Origin of the sequence: Actinobaculum sp. oral taxon 183 str. F0552, assembly GCF_000466165.1 — a bacterium.
Taxonomy (GTDB): Bacteria; Actinomycetota; Actinomycetes; order Actinomycetales; family Actinomycetaceae; genus Peptidiphaga.
Genome location: NZ_KE951410.1, coordinates 1 through 22170 on the forward strand (window position 1 = coordinate 1; position 22170 = coordinate 22170).

The following is a 22170-nucleotide window of genomic DNA, read 5'->3' on the forward strand; positions in this document are numbered from 1 at the left end:
CGCCCGCCGGCGGGCTGGGCGGGCGCGGCCGCCGCCTTCGACGCCCGGGTGTTCGGTCCGGACGCCTGGCCGGCCAGCGTGTGGAGGCATGAGCTCTCCGACGGCGCCGCGGGCGTCTACCTCGCCTTCGTCGACGGCGACGGCCCGCACGCCTCCGCGGTTCCGGGCATCCTGGCCTTGGGGGGAGTGAGCCCGGGGCCCGAGGCGGAGATCCTGACCATCGGCGTGGCCGAGTCCTGGCGGGGGAGGGGGCTGGGAGGCAGACTGCTCGACGAGCTCGTCTCGGCGGCCGTCCGGGAGGGGGCCGAGACGGTGTTCCTGGAAGTGCGCTCCCGCAGCGAGGGGGCCCGGGCCCTGTACGAAGGCAGGGGGTTCGTCCCCGTCGGACTGCGCCGCCGCTACTACCGCGACGACGACGCCCTCGTCATGCGCCGGGACGTGCGGCGGTGAGCGCGCATCCGCGGAGCCCGCGCGGCCGGGCCCCGCGCCGTACGGAGCCCGGAAGCGTCGCTCTTCGATCTCGCCTGCCTCCAGGGCTCCGCGCTGCCCAGAGCCCTGGTCGATCTGGGACGTTGGGCGCAGGGGGATGAGCCCGAATCCCGTCGGAACGCTTAATTTCGCAAGGATCTATTCCCATATTTCCAGCGGGTTGGGGAACCGCGAATTGTAGCGGGTAAAGTCGAAGTGTGGATACTTCACTCAAGCAGAAGCGGGGCCTCCAGACGACGGTGGGGTTCAAAGTCGTCATGGCCTTCAGCGGGATCGTGCTGGTCATCTTCGTCTTATTCCACATGTACGGCAACCTGAAGATGTTCTTCGGCGCCGAATCGTACAACCACTACGCTGAGTGGCTCAAACACGATCTGCTCTACCCGATCCTGCCCCACGGCTGGTTCATCTGGATCTTCCGGATCTGCCTCCTCCTCTTCCTGCTCGGCCACGCGGGCGCCGCCGCCTGCCTCTTCCTGCGCAACCGTAGGGCGCGCGGATCCCAGTACAAGGTCACGAAGGGGAGCAAGAAGAAGGTGCCCTTGGCTTCCCGAACGATGAAGATCGGCGGCATCTTCCTGCTCATCTTCATCGTCTTCCACATCCTGCACTTCACCGCCCTGGCGATCCAGATCGGCGGCGACTACCACGCTCTGACGCCCTACGAACGCATGATCGTCTCCTTCACCCCCGACAACTGGGCGTCGGTGGCCGCACTCGTCGTCTACACGGCCGCGGTGGCCTTCCTCTCCTTTCACGTGTGGCACGGCGCATTCTCAGCGCTGGCGACGCTGGGGGCCGCCCGCACAGGCGCCCAGCCCTTCCTCAGGGGCCTCGCGGCCTTGTGCGGCCTCGCGCTCCTCATCGGCTTCCTGGCGCCACCGTACGCCATCGCGTTTGGATTCATCTCGTAAGGGGACAGGCACATGACTGAGATTCTCTACACCGAAGGCGTGAAGATCGCCGACACCAAGACCCCCGCAGGCCCGCTGGAAGGCAAGTGGGAGAAGCGCAAGTTCGAGGCCCGGCTCGTCAACCCGGCCAACCGCCGCAAGCTGTCCGTCATCGTCGTCGGCACCGGCCTCGCGGGAGGGGCGGCGGCCGCTTCACTGGGCGAGATGGGGTACAACGTCAAGGCGTTCTTCTACCAGGACTCCGCGCGCCGCGCCCACTCGATCGCCGCTCAGGGCGGCATCAACGCGGCGAAGAACTACAAGAACGACAACGATTCGACTTACAGGCTCTTCTACGACACGATCAAGGGCGGCGACTTCCGCGCCCGGGAGTCTAACGTCTACCGCCTGGCCGAGGTCAGCGCCAACATCATCGACCAGTGCGTGGCACAGGGGGTCCCCTTCGCCCGGGAGTACGGCGGATACCTGGACAACCGCTCCTTCGGCGGCGTGCAGGTCTCCCGCACCTTCTACGCCCGCGGCCAGACGGGCCAGCAGCTGCTCATCGGCGCCTATCAGGCGCTTCAGCGCCAGGTCGCGGCCGGGACGGTCGAGAGCTACAGCCGGCACGAGATGATGGAGCTCATCGTCAAGGACGGCAAATCTCGGGGCATCATCGCGCGCGACATGGTCACCGGCGAGGTCGAAACCCACATCGCCGACGCCGTCGTCCTGGCGACCGGCGGGTACGGCAACGTCTTCTTCCTGTCGACCAACGCGATGGGGTGCAATGGCTCGGCCATCTGGCGGGCGTACCGCAAGGGCGCCTACTTCGCCAATCCGTGCTACACGCAGATCCATCCGACGTGCATCCCGCAGCACGGCGACTACCAGTCCAAGCTCACGCTGATGTCCGAGTCGCTGCGCAACGACGGCCGTATCTGGGTGCCCAAGAGGGCCGAGGACTGCGAGAAGGATCCGCGCGACATCCCCGAGGAGGACCGCGACTACTATCTGGAGCGCATCTACCCCTCCTTCGGCAACCTCGTGCCCCGCGACATCGCCTCCCGCCAGGCGAAGAACATGTGCGACGAAGGCAGGGGAGTGGGGCCGAAGATCGACGGCGTCGCCCGCGGCGTCTACCTCGACTTCTCCGACGCCATCCAACGCATGGGCAAGGCCGCCGTCTCGGCGAAATACGGCAATCTGTTCGACATGTACAAGCAGATCACCGACGATGACCCGTACGAAGTGCCGATGCGCATCTACCCGGCCGTCCACTACACGATGGGCGGCCTGTGGGTGGACTACGACCTGCAGTCCTCGATTCCGGGCCTGTACGTGACCGGAGAGGCCAACTTCTCGGATCACGGCGCGAACCGTCTGGGCGCCTCGGCGCTCATGCAGGGGCTGGCCGACGGGTACTTCGTCATCCCCGACACGATCAACGACTACCTGGCCGACGGCCCCTTCGAACCCCTCGGCGAGGACGACCCCGCGGTGCGCGAGGCCCGCGACTCGGTCGAGGGCCGGATCAGGCATTTCATGAGCCTCGACGGCACCCATTCCGTGGACTACTATCACAAGAAGCTCGGCTCGATCATGTGGGAGAAGTGCGGAATGGCCCGCGAGGCGGCGGGTCTGCGCGAAGCGATCCGCGACATCCGGGCCCTTCGGGAGGACTTCTGGAAGAACGTCAAAGTCCCGGGCAGAGCGGAGGAGCTCAACGTCTCCCTGGAGAAGGCGGGCCGGGTGGCGGACTTCCTGGAGCTCGGCGAGCTCATGTGCATCGACGCCCTCCATCGCGAGGAATCCTGCGGCGGTCACTTCCGCGTCGAGTCCCAGACCGAGGAAGGCGAGGCACTGCGCCACGACGACAAGTTCGCCTACGTCGGCGCCTGGGAGTTCACAGGCGACGGCCGGCCCCCCGTCCTCCACAAGGAGGACCTCAACTACGAATTCGTCCACATGAAGCAGCGGAGTTACAAGTGAGAATCAACCTGGAGTTTTGGCGTCAGAACGGCCCGAGCGACAAGGGACACTTCGAGACGCACACGCTAGACAACGTGGACGAGCACGCCTCGTTCCTCGAAATGCTCGACGTCCTCAACGAAGAGCTCTTCGACGAGGGCAAGGAGCCTCTCGCCTTCGACTCGGACTGCCGCGAGGGCATCTGCGGCCAGTGCGGGATCGTCATCAACGGAGACCCCCACGGCCCGAAGCGCACGACCACGTGCCAGCTTCACATGCGCACCTTCAAGGACGGCGACACGATCACCCTCGAACCCTGGCGGTCAACGGGATTCCCCGTGATCAAGGACCTCGTGGTCGACCGCTCCGCCTTCGACCGGATCGTCCAGGCCGGGGGCTACATCTCGGTCAACACGGGGGCGGCTCCCGAAGCGCACTCACAGCTCGTGCCTAAGGACAAGGCGGAACGCGCGTTCGAGGCGGCGGCCTGCATCGGCTGCGGCGCGTGCGTGGCGGCCTGCCCGAACGGCTCCGCCATGCTCTTCACCTCCGCCAAGGTCATGCACCTGGGACTGCTCCCGCAGGGCAGCCCGGAACGGCGCGATCGCGTGGTCAACATGCTCTCCCAGCAGGACGACGAGGGCTTCGGCGGCTGCACCAACGTCGGCGCGTGCGCCAGCGTGTGCCCGAAGGAGATCCCCTTCGAACTCATCTCCCTGCTCAATCGCGAGCTCATCAAGTCCTACGGGCACAAAGCCCGCAAGAGATAGCCGTCTCGGGGCTTTCAGCCCGACGCCGCCGGGCTCCTCCCAGTGGCGCCATCCGGTTCCCTCGCGGGCGGTTCGTGGGTACGATCGAAGACATGGCGGCCTTTACCGAAGGGTCTCCGGTTCGCGACGCGGAGAGCCCGGCCATGAACGCCATCGCGAACGCGACGCCGAGCCCGGGCGAGCCTCGTGACCGGATGCGGGGAGCCCCGCCGGCGGCGCGCCCTCGACCTCGCGTTCCGCTTCCAGCTCCCTGCGCCGCCTCCTGCGCTGCCCACGAACCGGTCAGGGAGTGGCTCTACTCCGCCGGGGGTGGAACGGAGGCCGCCCTCCGCGCCTCGTGGGAGGCCATCGTGGCGGCCAACCCGCTGCCGTCCTGCATGGGGCGGATCTGCTACGCGGCTTGCGAGGAGGCCTGCGTGCTCGGCCGCAGAGGCCGAGCTCTGGGCGTCAAGGAGCTCGAGAGGAGGATCGGCGACCTCGCGCTGGAGCGCGGGTGGCGGGTTCGCGTGCCGGCGTCGCGGCTGGGAACGAGCGTCATGGTCGTCGGCTCCGGACCGTGCGGGCTGTCGGCCGCCTACCAGCTCGCACGCTCCGGGCACGACGTCTGCCTGGTGGAGGCCCAGCATCGGATGGGCGGCATGCTGCGCCGCGGCATTTCCGAAGAGCGTCTGCCCAAGCGAATCCTCGACGGCGAAATCGCCGGGATCCTCGCTTTAGGCGTGCACGTCGAAACCGGCAGAGCGGTCCGCAGGATCGAGGACGTTCTCTCTTGCGTCGACGGCGTCGTGTGGGCTGCGGGGGCCTCGACCTGCATCGCCCTCGTCGCCGATCGCACGCTGTGGAGGCAGCCGATCCACACCGATGGGCGTGTGCGGCGCACGGCGACGGTGTCGATCGGGCGCGGGGCGCGTGCGGCCGCGGCGCTCACGGAATACCTGGCCGGCGCCGGACGGGAGGCCCAGGGAGGCGGCGACGCCGATCCCCGGAATTGCGCATCCGCGGGGGGCTCGGGGCAGTCGACGGCGATTCCCCTTGCGGGAGGAGGCCGACCGGACGTCACCGAGGCCCTTCGCTGTATCCTATGTGGAGCGTTGGGAAGCCTGCGGCCGCGACGGTAGGCGAGGAGTCAGCTCACGAACACTCCGATTCCCTTCGACCGCGCCCGATCCCGAATCGACATCGAGGAGGCAGCCATGGAGGAACGAGCCGTGGACGGACGCGTGTGGAACTCCCGTCGCGATCCCCATCTGACGCAGAGGGAGATCCTCGACGCCGCAGCGAAGGAATTCGCCGAACACGGACTCGACGGCGCCCGCATGGACGACATCGCTCGGGGGACGAACACCTCGAAGAGGATGATCTACTACTACTTCGGATCGAAGGAAAACCTGTACAAGGCGGTTCTGCACGAGAACTACCTGCGCATTCGCTCCCTGGAGACTCGGCTCAAACTCGCCGAGCTCGAACCCGTCGACGCTCTGAAGACCCTCGTGCGCACCACCCTCGGGCACTACGAACGCCACCCCGACCTCGCCCGCATCGTCGGGGTGGAGAACCTCATCATGCACGGGCGGATCGCCGAATCCATAGAGGGCTTCAAGAAGCTCAACCGCAGCGCGCTGGACACGCTGGAGGACATCCTCAGACGCGGACGCGAATCCGGAGCGTTCCGCAGCGGGCCCGACGCCCCCGGGGCCCTCGACGTCCACCAGGTGCTCTCCGCCCTGATCCTCAACCGCGCCTCGAACCGGTACACATTCCGGGTCGCCTTCGATCGCGACATGCTCGGGAGGGGGCAGGAGAAGCACATCCGCTCACTCATCGAGTGTACGGTCCTGCGCCTGGTCCTCGCAGACCCCGACGGCGACGCATAGCGCGCCGGGGGCGTCCGCTGTCAGCGGCCCGCCGCCGTGCCCGCTGCAAAGACGGCTGATCGCTGCAGAGACGGCGTCGCGGCTGTGCGACCCGTCCGCCGGAGGCGGCCCGTACCCGTCGTCGCGCTTCGGAAGGAGAGCCCCACTGCCGCCCGGTCCGTCCATCATGGAGGAAACCCCGGCGGCCTGTTGTCCCAGAGCGGCGGCTTGTCGAAGCGACGGCCTACCCGGCGTTCTGCGGGAGGGATGCGGCGTCGTCCCAGCGTTCGGGATGGCTGGCTCTGAGCCGACGGCGCAGCGTCGCTTTGTCGGTCTTCCCCGAGCTCGTCAGGGGCATCTCGTCGAGGTACTCGACGAATTCGGGGATCTTGAACTTCGCCATCCCCCGGGAGACGAACCACCCGCGCAGGTCGGCGACGTCGAGAGGGGCCTCGCCGTCGCGGGCGACGAGGTAGGCGTAGACCCGCTGCCCCATGACGTCGTCGGGAATGGCGATCGCCGCCGCCGCGGCGATCGAGGGGTGGTCCATGAGGGCCCGCTCCACCTCGGAGGGGCTGATGTTCTCGCCTCCCCGGATGATGAGGTCCTTCATCCGCCCGGTGATCCGAATGTATCCCTCTTCGTCGGCGACGGCGAGGTCCCCGCTGTAATACCACCCGTCCTCGTCCAGGACGCGCGCGGTGAGGTCGGGCTGCCCGAGGTATCCGGAGAATACCGCCGGCCCGCGGGACGCCTCCTCTCCTTCGACGCCCGGCGGCAGGGTTCGGCGCGTCGCGGGGTCGACGATGCGGATCTCCGTCCCGGGGCAGGCGCGGCCGTCGGTCGTCAGCACCCTCTCGTCGGAATCGAGGACGGTGGTCATCGTGTGCGGCGCGGACTCCGTGGACCCGTACACGGAATGGAGTCTGACCCCCAGGCCCCTCGCGCGCTCCATGAGACGGCGGGGCACCGGCGACCCGCCGCAGCACAGGAGGCGCACGGTGGCCAGGCGTCCGCGGTCGCCCTCGCACGCGCACAGGAGCGCGTCGATCACGGAGGGGACCGACATGCCGCACGTCGCTCCATGGCGGGCGACGAGCTCGGCCATGGCTCCCGGCCTGGGGGTGTCGCACAGGATGGACGTCGTCCTCGTGAGCATCGGCATGACGACGCCGTGCATGAAGCCGGTGGCGTGGCCGAGGGGAGCGGGCATGAGCATCCTGTCGCCGGGCCCGATGCCGAGGGACTGGGCGAAGGCCGACTCGGAGGCGATGAGGTTGTTGTGGGTCAGCATGACGCCCTTGGCCTGGGCCTCCGAGCCGGAGGTGAACAGGACGGCCGCGACGTCGTCTCCCGAGGATCGGACCCATCGCGATCGGGGGAGCGGGGGCTGGGATTCGAGCAGGCGCTCGATCCTCGATGTCCCGCCGAAACGGTCGGGCTGACGGGGCCGCCCGTCCTCGGCGGAAAGGCCGGCCTGCGTGGACCCGCCCGCTTGAGCGGGTCCATCCGTTTGAACGGGAGAGCTGGCCCGGGTGGAACGGCCGGTCTCAACCGCGTGGGCGCCCGGTTCGCCGTCGGCCCGGTCGGGGACGAGGAGCGCCGTCTCCAGCCAATCGCCGTCGGAGAGGAGGCCGTCGGCGAGCCGATGGAAATCGGTGTCGCGGTGGCGGGCGGGCATGACGGCCAGGCGGGTTCTGCACGAGGCGATCGCGTGGGCGAGTTCGGTCCGTCTGAGGTTGGGCGAGAGGGGATTGACGACGGCGCCGAGCTTCGTCACGGCGATGAGGAAGGGGAGGAACTCCGCCCAGTTCGGCAGCTGCAGGGCGACCGTCTCGCCGGGGTCGATTCCCTTGCCCCGCATCCACGCGGCGAGCCTGGAGGATGCCTCGTCCGCTTCCGCGTAGGTGAAGCGGACGCCGCTGCGGTCGACGACGGCGCATTCGTCCGGGCAGGCGCGCACGGCGAGGTCCCACCAGTCGAGCAGGCAGTGATCGCCCCATCGCCCCTCGGATCGGAAGCGCGCCCGGAGGTCTGGCGGGGCGGAGGTCAGGCCCCTCTCCCGCCAGACCTCGCGCCCGGCGCTCTGCGCGTCGATTCCGGTCACAGCGACCTCGCGTACTCTTTCCTGAGCTGCTTGGCGATGACGATCGACTGGATCTGGTTCGTGCCCTCCATGATCTGGAAGACCTTGGCGTCGCGCATGATCTTCTCGACGGGATACTGCTTGGTGTACCCGTTCCCGCCCATGACCTGGATGGCGTCGGAGACGACCTCTTGGAGCGCGTCGGTGACGAACTGCTTGGTGATCGCGCCTTCCTTCTGGACGTTGGCCCCCGCGTCGACGAGGGCCATGGTGTGCTGGACGAGCGCCCGGCAGGCCACCGTCTTGGCGGACATGCGGGCCAGGAGGTCCTGCACCAACTGGAAGTCGAAGATGGGCTTGCCGAACTGCTTGCGCTGCAGGGCGTAGACGCTGGCCTCGTCGAGCGCCCTCTGCATCATCCCGACGGCGATGGTGGCCATGAAGGGGCGCGAGACGTCCAGCCCCGACATCGCGATGCGGAAGCCGTCCCCTTCCTCGCCCACGAGGTGGTCGGCCGGGACGCGCACGCCGTTCAGCCTCAGATCGCAGGTGTTGGACGTGCGCAGTCCCATCTTGTCCTCGTGGTTGCCGTGGGTGAGGCCTTCGCGGTCGGCTTCGACGAGGAAGGTGGAGATCCCGCGGTGCCCGGCATCCGGATCGGTCTTCGCCGAGATCAGGTAGATGTCGGCGATGCCGCCGTTGGTGATCCAGCATTTCTGGCCGTTGAGGACGTATTCGTCGCCGTCGCGCACGGCTGTCGTGGTGATTCCGGCGGCGTCGGAGCCGGCGCCGGGCTCGGTGATGGCGAAGCAGCCCAGGCCGCCGTCGGCGATCGCGTCGGCGAAGAGGCGAGCCTGCTCCTTCGTTCCCGCGAGCAGGACGTTGCGGAAGGCGACGAAGGTCGAGACGAGGGTGATCGCATACCCGGCGTCGGCCTTGCCGAGCTCTTCGAAGACCATCGCGCCGGTTCTGTAGTCTATTCCGGAGCCGCCGTACTCTTCGGGCAGCTCCAGCAGGTGGAGTCCCAGTTCGAAGGCCGGGGCGAAATCCTCGATCTCGCACTGGCTGTCTCTGTCCCTTTGGGCCAGGCCCGGAGCGATCTCGTTTTCGGCGAACTCTCTGACGGAGTCGAGCAGGAGCTGCTGTTCATCAGTGAGAAAAGGGTTCATTGCGGTTTCCTCTGCATTCTCGTGTGGTTAGGGGGTGCGTTTTTGCGCATTCGCCGCGCCTTCGACGCCGAGCGGAGGTTTTCGTCGCGGATCGTGCGATACTCCTCCTCGGGTATGGCGGATGCGTGCGGGTCTCCGAAATCGCTCGGACGCATGCGGAAGGTTTCGGGGGAGAGCCACGCGGCCGCTGCGGAGACGGCTGTGATGGCCAGAGTCAGGCTTCCGACCACCAGGACGATGGCCGTGGACGACGTCCCGGGAGGGCACAGGGCGACGAAGACCATCGCCATCAGCGACGAGGCGGCCGTGCCGATGTTCTGCCCGATGGCCGTGCCCGTCACCCGGGTCGAGGCGGGGAAGAGCTCGGGGAAGTAGGAGGGGAAGACCGCGTTGTACCCCTGGAAGAGGGAGCCCCACATGATCAGGCTGACGGCGAGCGCCAACCAGGTGCTCCCCGTGGTCACTGCCCACAGGTAGGCGAAGGACAGCAGCCCCGAGGTCAGCGAGCCCCAGATCATGAGGGGCCGGCGCCCGAATCGGTCGGAGAGGTTCGCCGCGAAGGGGATGACGGCCACTGCCGCGACGTTGCCGAGGACCGGAATCCACAGGTAGTCTCTGGCCGACCAGCCGACCCCGTAGGATTCCTGAGTCGCCAGCGTCGCCCCGAAGACGGTCGTCGTCACCGGGATGATGTTCATGAGCGCCATGAGGAAGACGCGGGCGACGGTTCCGGGAGTCGTGCGGAAGACTTCGCGGATCGTGGCGATGTCCTTCGAGTCCTTCGGCTTGGACTCGATCGTGGCCAAGCGGGCTGTGAACCCGGCCGCGGCGAGGACGGCCGACAGGAGGAAGGGCAGGCGCCATCCCCAGGCCTGGAAGTCCCTCGTCGACAGGACGGCGGACAGGGGGATGAAGATCAGCGCGGCGATGATCTGACCGAATTGGGTGCCCTGCAGGATGACGGAGGCTCGCCGGCCGCGGATGCCCACGGGGGTCTGCTCGATGATGAGAGTCGACGAGCCGGATATCTCCCCGGCTACGGCGAACCCCTGCACGAGCCGGCACGCGACCAGCAGGATGGGCGCGGCGGCGCCGATCTGCGCGTATCCGGGCAGAAGACCCAGGATGAAGGTCGAGACGCTCATGAGGCTCATCGTCAGGATCAGCGTGAATCGCCTTCCGGCGCGGTCTCCGATCGCGCCGAGGACGAAGGCCCCTACGGGTCGGGCGACGTATCCCACGCCGTAGGTGCCGAGCGATGCGGCGATGGCCAGGGTGCGATTGTCCGCCGGGAAGAAGACGGTGGGGAAGACGAGCGCCGCCGCCTGCGTGTAGATGAAGAAGTCGTAGAACTCGAGCATCGAGCCGAGTGCGCCCGACAGCGCCGCCTTGCGCCCCGCCTCCTGGTTCGAGGACTCCCATGCGAGGCCGTCTCGTTCGGCCATGCGCATCACCTCCGTGGGGTGTCCCGGAGCGCGTCGTCCGCTCCGGGACCGTGGATCAGTCGGTTGACGCGTCGGTCCGGGCTTTCTCGGAGCGGTCGACGAAGACGGCGAGGACGACGCCGACCAGCGTGACCGCGGCGTTCAGCAGCAGGACGTTGCCCGGTGCGCTCTTGACCCATCCGGCGGCGGCCTGTTGGAAGCCGAATCCGCCCACGGCCGATGCGATCATGACGAGCGAGGTCATGAGCCCGCGGGCCTGCGGGAAGAGGGAGTTGGCTGTGGAGGCGACCAGCTGCAGAACCCCTCCCGCCGCCGTCCATCCGATGATGAATCCGGCGACCGGCACGATCCAGGCCTGGTGGACGAAGAAGACGGCCAGGAGGGTCACGGCCGAGATCAGCGGGTAGAAGATGATGATCTGGGTGGCTCGCACCCGCGTGAGCAGACCGGTGGAGACGAGCACGGCCACCATGGCGCCTGCGGCGTACCAGCTCTGGGTGATCGCCGGGTCCGCCATGTGGTAGGACTTGCCGAGCTCCTGGTTCGTGTTGCCCCACAGCGTGAAGGTCGTGATCGTCGTCGCCCCGAGGACCATGAGCATGATCATCGTCGAGTCGATTCGAACTCGCGCGAGCTTGCGCCCGTCCGCTTTCCCCTTGGAGTCGTTCGGCGGGAAGGGCGCGAAGAAGAGCCCGACGACCGTGACGACCACGAGCACGGTGAAGCCGAGGTAGATGACGCGGAAGCCGCCGTCGCGGTCGGCCCCTCCCGTCCACTTCATCAGCAGGGGGAGGAGGAACTGCGCCACGAGGATGGCGAACTTGAGGAACAGATTGGCGATGTGGGCCTTCTTGGGGAAGATCTCCGAGAGCGCGGGGTAGACGGCCGGGTCGAGGAAGCCGTTGCCCAGGCCCGCGACCACGCACATGACCGTGCCGAGGGCCGCACCGCCGACGTAGACGATTCCGACGAAGGACACCGCCAGCAGGCAGGCTCCGATGACGGCGCCCACCCGGCGCGAGACGCGGTCGGCGATCGGGCCGGCGAAGGGATAGGCCAGAAGCCGGCCGACCATCATCCATGCGATCGCGCTGGCGACGCCTTCGGTGTTCGTGCCCCATTGGTCGGCCAGAGCGGGTTTGAACTGGGCTTGCGCGAAGAGCGAGAAGCCGAGGACGAAGTATGACAGATAGAGCAGGCCCGCGGTCGTCCAGTACTTTCGGGAGGACGCGGGCGCGGATTGGGACTGCGTGGAAGCGAGGGGAGGCATGGTTCTCTCCAGGGGGGTGGTCGCGCGGAACGGCGTCGAACCGCGCGGCGTGGGTTGGTACGGTTCCTCCGCGACGGCGCCTGCGTGGGGCCGACGCGGAGGATTGCGGATCGGGTCAGTTCCTCGGCGCGGCGGCGATGGCGCCGCCGGAGGAGAGGATGGCCTCGATGCGTTCGGGCGGATAGCCGAGTTCGGAGAGGACGGCCTCGGTGTCCGATCCCTGGGCGCGGATCAGGCGCAGCTCGGGATCCCCCTGAGACTGGAAGCGCACGGGGTTGGTCGGGATCATCCGCTCCGCCCCCGAGGCGCAGGCGACCTTCCTCAGGACGTCGTTGGCCCAGGCTTGTTCGTCCTCGTAGACGTCGGCGGGCAGCTGACACGCCTCGATCGGCACGTCGTTGGCGCGGAAGAGGTCGAGCCAGTGCTTGCGGTCGCGCTCGGCGAAGGCCTCGTCGAGGATGTCGACGACTTCCCCGTTGAGACCCTCGGCGTTGATGTCGTCGCAGACGTTGTACCGCGTGTCGCCCACGAGGTCCTCGCGTTCGATCAGGGTCATCACCTTGTCGAAGTCGCGGTCGTACTCGGGCGCGCACAGGGTCATGATGAGCCCGTCGCCGGCCACGTAGGTGTTGTTGAACGGGTTGATGACCTCCCGGCGGTCCTTGGGGTAGACGCTTCCGTACTGCGCGGCCACCATGGCGGTGTTGAGCATGAACACGCCGGAGTGGAAGAGGGACGTCGTCACGTAGTCGCCTTTCCCGCTCTTCTCGCGTGCCACGAGCGCGGCGAGGATGCCCGAGGCCAAAACGAAGGAGACCTGGAAGTCTCCGTAGCCGTTCGGCGGGATCATCGGAAGGCTGCCGCGGTTGACCGTGGTTCCCAGCACGCCGCCGCGGGACATGCATGCCGTCATGTCGAATCCGGCGGCGTCCTTGAGGGGGCCCTTCGCCCCGAACCCGAGGACTTGTGCCATGACCAGGCGGGGGAACTTCTCGTGGAGGGAATCGAAGTCGTAGCCGAGCTTCTTCAGGGACTTCACGCGGGTGGACGTCAAGAAGACGTCGGCCTCCGCCAAGAGGCGGTCCATGACCTCGCGCCCGGAATCGACTCTCAGGTCGAGCGTGACGAAGCGCTTGTTCATGTTCGACATGTCGAAGCCGAGGTTCTCGTCGTCCGTGTAGGGCGTTCCGAACACCGCGCCCTGCCTGCGCCCGGGATCCCCTTTGGGGGCCTCGACTTTGACGACGTCGGCGCCCCATTCCCCGAGGATGCGGGCCACTGTGGGGGCGGCCAGGAAGGCCGTCATGTCCACGACTTTGATGCCGTTGAGGGGGTTCATGTTTCACTGCTCCTTCGCGGTGCGGGCTCGGCCCCGGAATCCGGGGCCGAGCGGAATGTCAGGAGTTCCAGAGGTCCCCGCCCGTGGCGATGAGCCCGCGCGATGCGGTGGTGCGCTGGACGGTCGGCGGGCCTTCCTCCAGCCACATGGCGCGGCAATCGCGATAGAGCCTCTCGGCGGGCCCGTACTCGCATTCCTCGAAGTATCCGATGCCGCCGAGGATCTCCAGCATATTGTCGGAGACGACCTTGACGCCGTCGATGGACGCGAGCTTGCACAGGGAGGCCTGGGTCATCGGGTCCTCGCCGGCGTCGTAGCGCGCGGCGGTGTCGTGGATCATCGAGCGCAGCATGTAGACCCACTTGCCCGATTCGGCGATCATCGTCTGGATGGCCTGGCGGCTGACGAGCGGCTTGCCGAAGGTGACGCGGTCCTTCGCGCGCGCGATGGAGATCTCCAGCATGCGCTGAGCCATTCCCAGGTTCGAATCGGCGATGTGCACGCGGGACAGGCCCAGGGAGTACATGGCCACGTGGAGGCCCTCGCCCACTTCGCCCAGGCGGTAGGCGTCGGGGACGCGGCAGTCGGTGAAGCGCAGGCCCGCGTGGCCGGCGCCGCGGCAGCCCATCATGTGGGGCATGTCGACAATTTCGTATCCGGGGGTGTCCACGGGCACGAAGAAGGCCGTCAGCCGCTTCGACTTCTCGGCTTCGGGGTCGGTGAGAGTGATGAGGTAGGTGCCGTCGGAGCAGTCGGTGTGGGAGATCAGGGTCTTCTCTCCGTTGATCACCCAGTCGCCGCCGTCGCGCACCGCGTTGGTCTTGATATCCGCGCCGGAGCCGGCCTCCTTCTCAGTCAGCGCGAAGTTGACGTAGAGGGTCTTGTCCTGGAAGCGGGGCATCGCCCACTCCTTGAGCTCGGGCTGGGCGAAGTCGTCCATGATGCGCCAGTTCAGGCCGGCGGCGTGGTGCAGGTGCATCCGCATGCCGCCCGGACCGCGGGAGAACTCCTCCTGGACCTTCATGATCTGAAGGGTCGACATGCCCCAGCCGCCGTACTTCTCGGGAAGATAGAAGCGGTAGAGGTTGTGCTCGTTGGCGAGGTCGAAGAACTCCTGGGGGAACTTGTTCGTCACCTCGATCTCCACTTGCATCTCGTCGAAGGGACCCTGCGCGAGTTCGCGGATCTCCATGAGATAGCGCTGGAATTCTTCGTCGGACCGTGGCTTTTCGGTGGTCATCTGCATCTCCTTTGATGGTGCGTCGAGCATCGGCCGCGTATGCGGAAGTACGCGGAAAGGCGGGTGTCTCGAGCCGATGCGTGCGGCTTGTCGAGAGGGGGAAGGAATTAACTCAACAGTACAAAACCTAGCGCCGCATCGCGCCGAGGCCTTAGGACGCAGGTCCTTTGCGTCGACGCCGCCGAGGGCCGGAGCCTCCGCCCGTCGGGGCCCCTGTCGCGCTTTCCCGTCGACTAGACTCGTGGGACGTGAGCATTACGGTTCTGGGCATCGAGACGTCGTGTGACGAGACGGGCGTCGCCGTGGTCCGCGACGGGGAGCTCCTGGCGGACGTCACCGCGACGTCGATGGACGAATTCGCCCGCTACGGCGGGATCATCCCCGAGATAGCCTCGCGTGCCCACCTGGAGGCCTTCGTCCCCACCCTGGACGAGGCGCTCGAACGCGCCGACGTCGCGCTGGAGGACGTCGATGCGATCGCCGTCACCGCAGGGCCCGGCCTGATCGGCTCCCTGACCGTCGGCGTGTCGGCCGCGAAGGCCCTCGCGCTCGCCGCGGGCAAGCCGCTCTACGGCGTCAACCACATCATCGGCCACCTGTGCGTGGACGAGCTCGTCGACGGGCCCTTCCCGGACCGCTTCATCGGACTCGTCGTCTCCGGAGGGCACTCGTCGATCCTTCGCGTCGAGGACATCGCGACCGACGTCGAAGAACTGGGCGGGACCCTCGACGACGCCGCCGGCGAGGCCTTCGACAAGGTCGGACGCCTGCTCGGGCTGCCCTACCCCGGCGGCCCGCACGTCGACCGCTTGGCGAGGTCGGGCGATCGCCGGGCGATCCGGTTCCCGCGCGGGCTCTCCCAGGGCAAGGACAAGGCCCGCCACCCCTACGACTTCTCCTTCTCGGGCCTGAAGACGGCCGTCGCGCGCTACGTCGAGGGCGTGGCCGAACGCGGCGAGGATCTGAACGGGGAGGACGTGGCCGCGAGCTTCTCCGAGGCGATCTGCGACGTCCTGACGGCCAAGGCCCTGGCCGCCTGCGAGGCGTTCGACTGCGACGCCCTGGTGATCGGCGGCGGTTTCTCCGCCAACTCGCGCCTGCGCGAGCTCGCCGCGGAGCGCGCCGCGAAGGCCGGCGTGGCCCTCAGGATCCCCCCCATCCGGTACTGCACCGACAACGGGGCGATGATCGCCTCACTCGGCTGGGAGCTCGTGCGAAGCGGCGTCGCCCCCTCCGGCCTGGACATCACGGTCGACACCGGAATGGACTTGAACCGCGTCGTCATGTGACGCCCGTGCGCCAGGCGGCCGGCCCGTCGGCAGACGCGGCTCGATTGCGCGATCGCCGCTTCGTCACGGTGCTCAGGCCCGTCGCGGCGGGCCGTTCGGGGCGTCGACTCGCCGCGCGACGATCGCCCTGCCGCGGCCCAGGACCGGCGAGAACACGACGACGCCGGGATCCCCGCCGCGGCGCGAGAGCTTCTTCGCCATCGCCGCGACGTCGACCTCCGTTCCGCGTTTCTTGACCTCCACTCGCCCGATCCCTCGCGCGGCCAAGGCCCGCTTGATCCGCTTGACCTCCGGGATGAGGACGTCGAGGACCTCGAAGGCCGAACAATGCGGCGGCGTCGCCTCGCCCGACAGGTAGGCGACGCCGCCGGAGACGGGCGCCACGCCGTAGCGCTCGCACAGTCTGGCGATTCCGCCCGAGCGGATGACGGCGGGGTCCGGCTCCAGGAGGATCGGGCCGATCTCGCGCGGCTTGACGAAGGAGACCGGCTCGTCCGCCGCGCTGGCGCCGGAGTCGAACGCCTCGCCGTCGACCACCGCCGCCCTTCCCGCGCCCACGCCGAGCCAGACGACCGCCTCGAGCAGCTGGCCGGCCTCGCTGACCCATTCGACGAGGGCGCCGGCTGGGAGCGCGTCGTGCGCAATGCCCGGCGCCGCCTTGATCCCCGCCACGGGGAAGCCCCCGGCTATGCTCAGGGCGCGGGACAGCGGCGGGGCCCAGCCCTCCGGGGAGGCTATCCGGCGGCCGTCCCCGGTCCGCCTGGACGGATCGAGCCATATCCCGTCCGCCTCGGGGAGCCGGGTCGCCAGGCCGTCCACGCAGACGACCGCCGCCCGGGGCGCGTTCGCCGCGGCGTAGAGGGCGGCGACGGGGTCGACTTCGATCGCCGTCACGTCCAGGCCCGCGAGGCAGAAGGCGAGCGAGTTCGCGCCGACTCCGCAGCCGAAATCCACGATCCGCCTCGCGCCCGCGGCGAGGAAGCGCTCCGCGTGCAGGGCGCCCACGCTCAGCCGCGTGGCCTGTTCGTAGCCGGCGGCGGTGAAGAACATCGAGCCCGCGCGCTCGCCGAATGTGGCCGTGGCCCGGGTTCGCAGCCGCGACAGAGTGAGCGCGGCGGCCGTTCGATCCGCGTCGAGCCCCTCCGCGCGCAGCCTCGCCGCGAGAGCGAGAGCCTCTTCGCGGCGGTACCGGGGAAGCGCGTCGACGACGGCCCGCCCGCCGGCGCCGATCAGCCAGCGCGCGACGGCGAGCTCCCTCGACTCGGCGTCGAAGCCCGGGGAATCGGCGGTGTCCATGCACCAAGTCTCACACGACTCGCCGTCCGTCACGCCCTCAGCGTAGAGCTGGCACTCGAACCCTGCGAGTGCTAATCTCTTGTCAGACGCAGCGAAAGCTGCGCGTGCCCGGTTCGGGCCCGGCCCCCGCGACGGCGGGTCCCGCGGCCAGGCGTTCCATCACTACAGCACGAGTTGAAGAAGGGGGATCCGCAGTGTCGGTCTCCATCAAGCCGCTTGAGGATCGCATCGTGATCCAGCAGCTGGAAGCAGAAACCACGACGGCCTCCGGCCTTGTCCTGCCGGACACCGCGAAGGAGAAGCCGCAGGAGGGCAAGGTGCTCGCCGTCGGTCCGGGCCGCGTTGACGACAACGGCAGCCGCGTCCCGGTCGACGTCAAGGTCGGCGACGTCGTCATCTACTCCAAGTACGGCGGCACCGAGATCAAGTACGGGGCGGACGAGTACATTATCCTGTCCTCGCGCGACGTTCTCGCGGTCGTCGAGAAGTGACGGCGAGGTAAAGCGACCCGCCGGAGTACGCGGAGAGGGGCGGCGTCCCACGATGGGACGCCGCCCCTCTTCCCGCATGCGCGGCCCGGCCCCGAGGGCTGCTCTCGCCACCCCGCTGGAGGGCGGTGTCATGGCTGACGCGGCCCTGGGCTGCTCACGGCCCCTCTTCGCACAAGCCCCCCCTTCTCTTCGCACAAGGTCCGGTCCGCATTGCCGGCCGGGTTCGCGCGTCCCGTGCCCGCATCGCGCGAGGTCCGCACCGGAGGCCTGCGTCCGTGTCTCCCACGCTCGGAGCCCAGCCTGCGCGGGCGCGCGTCGTTCCAGACAGCCCTCCCTGTGCGCCGCCTTCGGCGTCCGCATGCCGGGCGGTGCGGGTCAGCCGGCGTCGCCCGGCTTCTGGCCTTCCCGGTCTCCTCCGTCCCCCCGGACCCAGACGCCGGAGCGTCCGCCGGACTTCCGCACGATCATCGCCTCTCGGATGACGGCGGACCGGTCGACGCCCTTGACCATGTCCACGACGGCCAGCGCCGCCACGGTCACCGCCGTCAACGCCTCCATCTCGACGCCGGTGCGGTCGGCCGTGCGAACCGTCGCGCGAATCGCGACGTGGTCGGCCTTCGCCTCCACGTCCACCTCGCAGCCGTGAACGCCGACGACATGGGCGAGCGGCAGCAGGTCGGGGGTCCGCTTGGCGGCCTGGATCCCCGCGATCCGCGCCACCGCCAGCACGTCGCCCTTCGGCACGGTCCCCTCCCGCAGGCATCGCAGGACATTCGGCGAGCAGTCGACGCGGCCGACGGCCGTCGCCTGGCGGACCGTGGGCTCTTTGGCCGTCACGTCCACCATGAACGCGGTGCCGTCGGAGCGCAGATGAGTCAGATCCATGGATTCTCCCGTGTGAGGGCGGAACGCCTCCCGGAGGCTCGTCGCAGACGCCGAGGGACGGAGGTCAACGGTCGAGGCGGGTCGGCAGGAAGCCGACGCGGTCTCCGGGGGCGACCCGCGTGACGTCGGCGTCGACGACGGCCAGGCCATCGGCGAGGGCGACGGACGCCGCCAAGTGCGAACTCGACCCGAGCCGATGGACGGGACGGACGGATCCTCCGTCGTAAACCACCGGCATGAACTGCGCCTTCCCGGCCGGTGACGCCCAGCCTACGCCTGCGACGGCCTCGAGCCGTCTCGGCGCCGCACAGGACGCCTTCCCCGCCAGCATCGCGAGCAGCCCGGCGGCGTAGACGTGGAAGCTGACGAAGACGCTGACCGGATTGCCCGGAAGGCACAGGGCGGGGACGCCTCGGCCGCGCAGGGACACGGTTCCCACGCCCTGCGGGCCGCCCGGCTGCTGGGCGACGCGGTGGAAGCGCATCGCGGCAGAGGCGAGGGCCTGCCGCACGACCTCGTAGGCTCCCGCGGAGATCCCGCCCGCGGTGATGACGACGTCCAGTTCCGGCCAACCGGCCAGCGACGCCAAGAGGGCCTCCGGGGCGTCGGCGGATCGGACGCGAGCTGCGACGATCCCCCCGGCGGCCTCGACGAGGCCGCAAAGGAGGACCGAGTTCGAGTCGGGGATCTCGCCGTCGCCGAGGCGGGCCCCGGGATCGGCGAGCTCGGAGCCCGCCGTGACGATCCCGACTCGCGGACGGGGGACGACCGGCAGCAGCGAGTAGCCGACGGACGCGGCCGCCGACAGAGCGGCGGCGCCGAGCACGACCCCCGCGGGGAGAACGGGCGCTCCCGGCTCGACGTCCTCGCCGGCGTGGCGGACGTTCGCCCCCGGAGCGGGCGCCCGACGGATCGTCACCCGGCCGGGCGGCTCGGTCACGTGCGGCGCATGGTCGGTCATCTCCACCTTGACGACGGTGTCCGCGCCGGAGGGCATGGGCGCGCCCGTCATGATCCTCCACGCGGTTCCCGGAGCCACCGCGTGTCCGCCCGCGTCGCCGGCCGGGATGTCCCCTGCGACGGGGAGCGTCGCCGGAAGCTCGGCGAGATCGGACGCGTGCACGGCGAAGCCGTCCATCGCCGAGTTCGTGAAGGGGGGAACGGGAAGCCGCGCTGCGAGCGGTTCGGCCAGGACGCATCCGAGCGCTCGCGACAGCGGGACGGCGCGGGGGGCGAGCGTGCGTCCGAGGGATTCGACCAGTCTCCGGTGTTCGTCGGGGCTCAAAGACGGGGACATGTTGCGCTCCTTGCCGTCGGGTGACGAGGGTTGGGCCGCCCGATTCTATCAATGCGCCCCCTGCGGCCGACGCGTCTTCTAGCGAGCATTCTCCAAGCCCGACCAGCTGTGGGTCCCGTCCGCGTGGATCTGCTTCTTCCACACGGGCAGGCGGGCCTTGACTTCGTCGACCAGGGCCTGCGCGGCGGCGAAGGCCTGCGATCGGTGTTCGGCGGCGACGGCCACGATCATGGCCACTTCGCCGACTTGGAGGCGGCCCGTCCGGTGCCAGGCCTCGATCCGGTGAACGCCCTGCCGCCTGGTCAGGCCCTCGGCGATGTCGCGCAGGATGTTCGGGGCGCTGGGATGCGCGGTGTACTCGAGGGCGACGACGGGGACCGAGCCGGTCCGTTCGCGGATCGTCCCGAGGAATACGGCGGTGGCGCCGCACCGCTCGTCGTGGACCGCGGCGTGGATGGCGGCCGCGTCGAGAGGTGCGGACACGATGCCCGTGTGGACGACGTTGATCATCTACCCTCCTGAGAAAGGCGGCAGCACTTCGACGTCGGCGCCCGCGTGCAGCGGCGTGCGACGGGTCGCCGTCCTGTGGTCGACGATGAAGCTCGAGACGTCGAGTACCGCGGCCAGCCGTGGACGCCGCGCGGAGAGCTCGGCGAGGAGCTCGCCGAGCGTGGCGGGAGTCTCGTCTGGGTCGACGTCGATCACGGCGGCCTCCGCGGCCTCCTCGGCGCCGCCGAAGAACCGCACGCGCGTGGGCCGCGGACGCCTCCCCGGCTCGTCCCGCTCGGTGAGTCTGACGAGGACGCGCACGGGGTTCGCCGGATCGGGGAGGTAGGCGACGTCCGCCTTTCCGGCCGACGTGCGCTCCAGGATCCGCTCGACGACGCCGCGCCGCAGCTCCAGCGCGAGCGGATCGGGGTCGTCGGGGTCCGTGTAGGGGCAGGCTCCCAGGACGAGGGATGTCGCCTCCTCGGGGTGGGCCGCCGCGGCGAAGCCCATGGCGGTCAGGAAGAGCCGGATCTTGTCCATGTGGTCGACCAGGCGGAAGCCGGGGCGGAAGGCGCTCGTCGCATGGTCGGGGACGCGGTTCATCTTCAAGGCGGCGTCGGCCCAGTGCGCACCGATCCCGAAGGCGGCCGCCTTCGGGTCGTCGGCCGATTCGCGCAGCCAGGAGAAGACCGCCTGCGTGGCCTGTTCGAGCATTCGGGCGGGAAAGGCCGGATCCGTCGGCGTGTACGTGATGTACCCGTGCGCGGGGCGTCCGCGGCCGCTGATCGGCATCTGCTCGCGGGTGACGAGCCCCAAGGCGTACAGGGCCTCCAGCGTCTCGCGGACGGAGGAGACGTGATGCCCGTTCTCCTCGGCTAGCTCCGTGACGGTCACGGGCGAGGAGTGCCGGGAGATCTGGCTGAGCAGCGCATGCTGGGCGGATGTCAGCGAGGCGACCGTCGTCAGAACCGATTGCAGATCCCCCGGATGCCCCCGCTGCATGCGCTCACCTCCTCAGAGTCAGACGCGCGTCTGTACGACGAACGATTGTACTGCCTGCCGTGCGCCGGGCTTCGCCCGATGCTCCGCGGAAGCCGACGGCCCGGTCGGACGGCCGCGGTCCGCGGACGATGCGCACGCGTCGAAGGAGGCGCGAAGGCCGCGCACCGCCGTCTCACCAGCCGCGGGGTTTGGACGTCGGCTTCCTGCGGTCGCGCGACCGGTAGACGATGTGCGGGCGGGTGACGTAGCCGACGGGCGCCGACACGGCGTGGACGAGACGCGTGAAAGGCCAGATGCAGAACAGGAGCATGCCCGCCACGATGTGCAGCTTGAACGGCATGGGAACGTCGAGCATGAGTTCGGGGCGCGGGTGCAGCGCCGGAATCGAGCGGAACCACACCGAGACGGTCTCGCGATAGTCGTACCCTTCGTGCCCTCCCAGGACCTGCGAGCTCACGGTCGCCCATGTCCCCAGCCCGATGGGCAGGCACAGCATCGCGTAGGTGACGATGTCCATGCGGCTCGTGGCCAGGCGTACGGACTTGACCACGACGCGCCGCCAGATGAGGCCCGCGAGCCCGGTGATCGTCGCCAAGGCGGCCAGGGACCCCAGACCGGTCGCCCCCAGGTGGTACATGTGCTGGGAGACGCCGGCGGCCTGCGTCCAGGACTTGGGCACGGCCAGGCCCACGACGTGCCCGCCCGCCACACAGAGGATCCCGATGTGGAAGAGGGGAGAGGACCAGCGCAGGATGCGATTCTCGTTCCACTCCGAGGAGCGGCTCGTCCAGCCGAACTGGTCGGTCCGGTAGCGCCACACGAGCCCGACGGCCATGATCGCGATGGACAGATAGGGGAGGATGACCCACAGGAAGGTGTCGAGAGTCGTCATCGTC

The 22170-nt window shown here is 68.9% G+C and carries 20 protein-coding genes; 8 read left to right on the forward strand and 12 right to left on the reverse strand.

Annotation, left to right across the window (positions count from 1 at the left end; genetic code table 11):
• From HMPREF0043_RS02000 to HMPREF0043_RS02025, 6 genes are all read left to right on the forward strand, one after another.
• Positions 1 to 450: GNAT family N-acetyltransferase (locus HMPREF0043_RS02000; protein ID WP_021601141.1), on the forward strand; the 450-nt coding region annotated here is incomplete at its 5' end.
• Between the two features lie 236 nt (positions 451 to 686).
• The gene (locus HMPREF0043_RS02005) at positions 687 to 1403 is read left to right on the forward strand and encodes a succinate dehydrogenase cytochrome b subunit (RefSeq protein WP_021601142.1); all 717 of its coding nucleotides are present in this window, start codon (positions 687 to 689) and stop codon (positions 1401 to 1403) included.
• 12 nt (positions 1404 to 1415) lie between these two features.
• Positions 1416 to 3374 carry a fumarate reductase/succinate dehydrogenase flavoprotein subunit gene (locus HMPREF0043_RS02010; protein WP_021601143.1) on the forward strand — a complete coding sequence of 653 codons (1959 nt, stop codon included), beginning with the start codon at positions 1416 to 1418 and terminating at the stop codon, positions 3372 to 3374.
• Complete coding sequence (locus HMPREF0043_RS02015; protein ID WP_021601144.1) at positions 3371 to 4123, forward strand: succinate dehydrogenase/fumarate reductase iron-sulfur subunit; 753 nt, start codon at positions 3371 to 3373, stop codon at positions 4121 to 4123. Before HMPREF0043_RS02010 ends, HMPREF0043_RS02015 begins: the two co-directional genes overlap by 4 nt.
• Positions 4124 to 4215: 92 nt before the next feature.
• On the forward strand, positions 4216 to 5241 hold the full coding sequence (locus HMPREF0043_RS10075) for an FAD-dependent oxidoreductase (protein ID WP_084432038.1): 1026 nt from the start codon (positions 4216 to 4218) through the stop codon (positions 5239 to 5241).
• A 75-nt stretch (positions 5242 to 5316) separates the two neighbouring features.
• Positions 5317 to 5997, forward strand: coding sequence for a TetR/AcrR family transcriptional regulator (locus HMPREF0043_RS02025; RefSeq protein WP_021601146.1), 681 nt, complete (start codon positions 5317 to 5319; stop codon positions 5995 to 5997).
• 223 nt (positions 5998 to 6220) lie between these two features.
• Here the strand turns inward: HMPREF0043_RS02025 and HMPREF0043_RS02030 are convergent, their stop codons facing one another.
• The 6 genes from HMPREF0043_RS02030 to HMPREF0043_RS02055 form a co-directional block, all read right to left on the reverse strand.
• A complete protein-coding gene (locus HMPREF0043_RS02030; protein ID WP_021601147.1) occupies positions 6221 to 8083 on the reverse strand; it encodes an AMP-binding protein in 1863 nt (620 codons plus the stop codon).
• Positions 8080 to 9231 (reverse strand): acyl-CoA dehydrogenase family protein, encoded by a 1152-nt coding sequence (locus HMPREF0043_RS02035; RefSeq protein ID WP_021601148.1) that lies wholly within the window; start codon positions 9229 to 9231, stop codon positions 8080 to 8082. Before HMPREF0043_RS02035 ends, HMPREF0043_RS02030 begins: the two co-directional genes overlap by 4 nt.
• Positions 9228 to 10676: an MFS transporter gene (locus tag HMPREF0043_RS02040; protein ID WP_051317397.1), complete on the reverse strand. Its 1449-nt coding sequence runs from the start codon at positions 10674 to 10676 to the stop codon at positions 9228 to 9230. Before HMPREF0043_RS02040 ends, HMPREF0043_RS02035 begins: the two co-directional genes overlap by 4 nt.
• A 55-nt stretch (positions 10677 to 10731) precedes the next feature.
• On the reverse strand, positions 10732 to 11946 hold the full coding sequence (locus tag HMPREF0043_RS02045; protein WP_021601150.1) for an MFS transporter: 1215 nt from the start codon (positions 11944 to 11946) through the stop codon (positions 10732 to 10734).
• 115 nt (positions 11947 to 12061) lie between these two features.
• Positions 12062 to 13285 carry a CaiB/BaiF CoA transferase family protein gene (locus HMPREF0043_RS02050; protein WP_021601151.1) on the reverse strand — a complete coding sequence of 408 codons (1224 nt, stop codon included), beginning with the start codon at positions 13283 to 13285 and terminating at the stop codon, positions 12062 to 12064.
• Between the two features lie 58 nt (positions 13286 to 13343).
• On the reverse strand, positions 13344 to 14525 hold the full coding sequence (locus HMPREF0043_RS02055; protein ID WP_040317646.1) for an acyl-CoA dehydrogenase family protein: 1182 nt from the start codon (positions 14523 to 14525) through the stop codon (positions 13344 to 13346).
• 248 nt (positions 14526 to 14773) lie between these two features.
• Between HMPREF0043_RS02055 and tsaD the strand changes: the two genes are divergently transcribed.
• Positions 14774 to 15814: a tRNA (adenosine(37)-N6)-threonylcarbamoyltransferase complex transferase subunit TsaD gene (gene tsaD, locus HMPREF0043_RS02060; protein ID WP_021601153.1), complete on the forward strand. Its 1041-nt coding sequence runs from the start codon at positions 14774 to 14776 to the stop codon at positions 15812 to 15814.
• 72 nt (positions 15815 to 15886) lie between these two features.
• Here the strand turns inward: tsaD and HMPREF0043_RS02065 are convergent, their stop codons facing one another.
• A complete protein-coding gene (locus HMPREF0043_RS02065; protein ID WP_021601154.1) occupies positions 15887 to 17110 on the reverse strand; it encodes a class I SAM-dependent methyltransferase in 1224 nt (407 codons plus the stop codon).
• A gap of 194 nt (positions 17111 to 17304) precedes the next feature.
• Between HMPREF0043_RS02065 and groES the strand changes: the two genes are divergently transcribed.
• Positions 17305 to 17601 carry a co-chaperone GroES gene (gene groES / locus HMPREF0043_RS02070; RefSeq protein ID WP_021601155.1) on the forward strand — a complete coding sequence of 99 codons (297 nt, stop codon included), beginning with the start codon at positions 17305 to 17307 and terminating at the stop codon, positions 17599 to 17601.
• Between the two features lie 375 nt (positions 17602 to 17976).
• On the opposite strand, the gene moaC is transcribed toward groES, so the two are convergent.
• The 5 genes from moaC to narI form a co-directional block, all read right to left on the reverse strand.
• Positions 17977 to 18486, reverse strand: coding sequence for a cyclic pyranopterin monophosphate synthase MoaC (gene moaC / locus HMPREF0043_RS02075; RefSeq protein WP_021601156.1), 510 nt, complete (start codon positions 18484 to 18486; stop codon positions 17977 to 17979).
• Between the two features lie 64 nt (positions 18487 to 18550).
• Complete coding sequence (locus HMPREF0043_RS02080; protein WP_040317647.1) at positions 18551 to 19783, reverse strand: molybdopterin molybdotransferase MoeA; 1233 nt, start codon at positions 19781 to 19783, stop codon at positions 18551 to 18553.
• A gap of 78 nt (positions 19784 to 19861) precedes the next feature.
• Positions 19862 to 20293, reverse strand: coding sequence for a molybdenum cofactor biosynthesis protein MoaE (locus HMPREF0043_RS02085; protein ID WP_021601158.1), 432 nt, complete (start codon positions 20291 to 20293; stop codon positions 19862 to 19864).
• The gene (locus HMPREF0043_RS02090; protein WP_021601159.1) at positions 20294 to 21274 is read right to left on the reverse strand and encodes a MoaD/ThiS family protein; all 981 of its coding nucleotides are present in this window, start codon (positions 21272 to 21274) and stop codon (positions 20294 to 20296) included. It lies immediately after the preceding gene.
• 172 nt (positions 21275 to 21446) lie between these two features.
• The gene (gene narI / locus HMPREF0043_RS02095) at positions 21447 to 22166 is read right to left on the reverse strand and encodes a respiratory nitrate reductase subunit gamma (protein ID WP_021601161.1); all 720 of its coding nucleotides are present in this window, start codon (positions 22164 to 22166) and stop codon (positions 21447 to 21449) included.
• Between the last annotated feature and the right edge of the window lie 4 nt (positions 22167 to 22170).

Bases quoted from the DNA above. Each gene is read 5' to 3' on its own strand.
- HMPREF0043_RS02040 (WP_051317397.1), bottom strand. From the start codon at position 10,676: ATGGCCGAACGAGACGGCCTCGCATGGGAGTCCTCGAACCAGGAGGCG.
- HMPREF0043_RS10075 (WP_084432038.1), top strand. From the start codon at position 4,216: ATGGCGGCCTTTACCGAAGGGTCTCCGGTTCGCGACGCGGAGAGCCCG.
- HMPREF0043_RS02080 (WP_040317647.1), bottom strand. From the start codon at position 19,783: ATGTCCCCGTCTTTGAGCCCCGACGAACACCGGAGACTGGTCGAATCC.
- HMPREF0043_RS02055 (WP_040317646.1), bottom strand. From the start codon at position 14,525: ATGACCACCGAAAAGCCACGGTCCGACGAAGAATTCCAGCGCTATCTC.
- HMPREF0043_RS02090 (WP_021601159.1), bottom strand. From the start codon at position 21,274: ATGCAGCGGGGGCATCCGGGGGATCTGCAATCGGTTCTGACGACGGTC.
- HMPREF0043_RS02010 (WP_021601143.1), top strand. From the start codon at position 1,416: ATGACTGAGATTCTCTACACCGAAGGCGTGAAGATCGCCGACACCAAG.
- HMPREF0043_RS02025 (WP_021601146.1), top strand. From the start codon at position 5,317: ATGGAGGAACGAGCCGTGGACGGACGCGTGTGGAACTCCCGTCGCGAT.
- HMPREF0043_RS02035 (WP_021601148.1), bottom strand. From the start codon at position 9,231: ATGAACCCTTTTCTCACTGATGAACAGCAGCTCCTGCTCGACTCCGTC.
- HMPREF0043_RS02050 (WP_021601151.1), bottom strand. From the start codon at position 13,285: ATGAACCCCCTCAACGGCATCAAAGTCGTGGACATGACGGCCTTCCTG.
- HMPREF0043_RS02065 (WP_021601154.1), bottom strand. From the start codon at position 17,110: ATGGACACCGCCGATTCCCCGGGCTTCGACGCCGAGTCGAGGGAGCTC.
- narI (WP_021601161.1), bottom strand. From the start codon at position 22,166: ATGACGACTCTCGACACCTTCCTGTGGGTCATCCTCCCCTATCTGTCC.
- HMPREF0043_RS02085 (WP_021601158.1), bottom strand. From the start codon at position 20,293: ATGATCAACGTCGTCCACACGGGCATCGTGTCCGCACCTCTCGACGCG.
- HMPREF0043_RS02045 (WP_021601150.1), bottom strand. From the start codon at position 11,946: ATGCCTCCCCTCGCTTCCACGCAGTCCCAATCCGCGCCCGCGTCCTCC.
- moaC (WP_021601156.1), bottom strand. From the start codon at position 18,486: ATGGATCTGACTCATCTGCGCTCCGACGGCACCGCGTTCATGGTGGAC.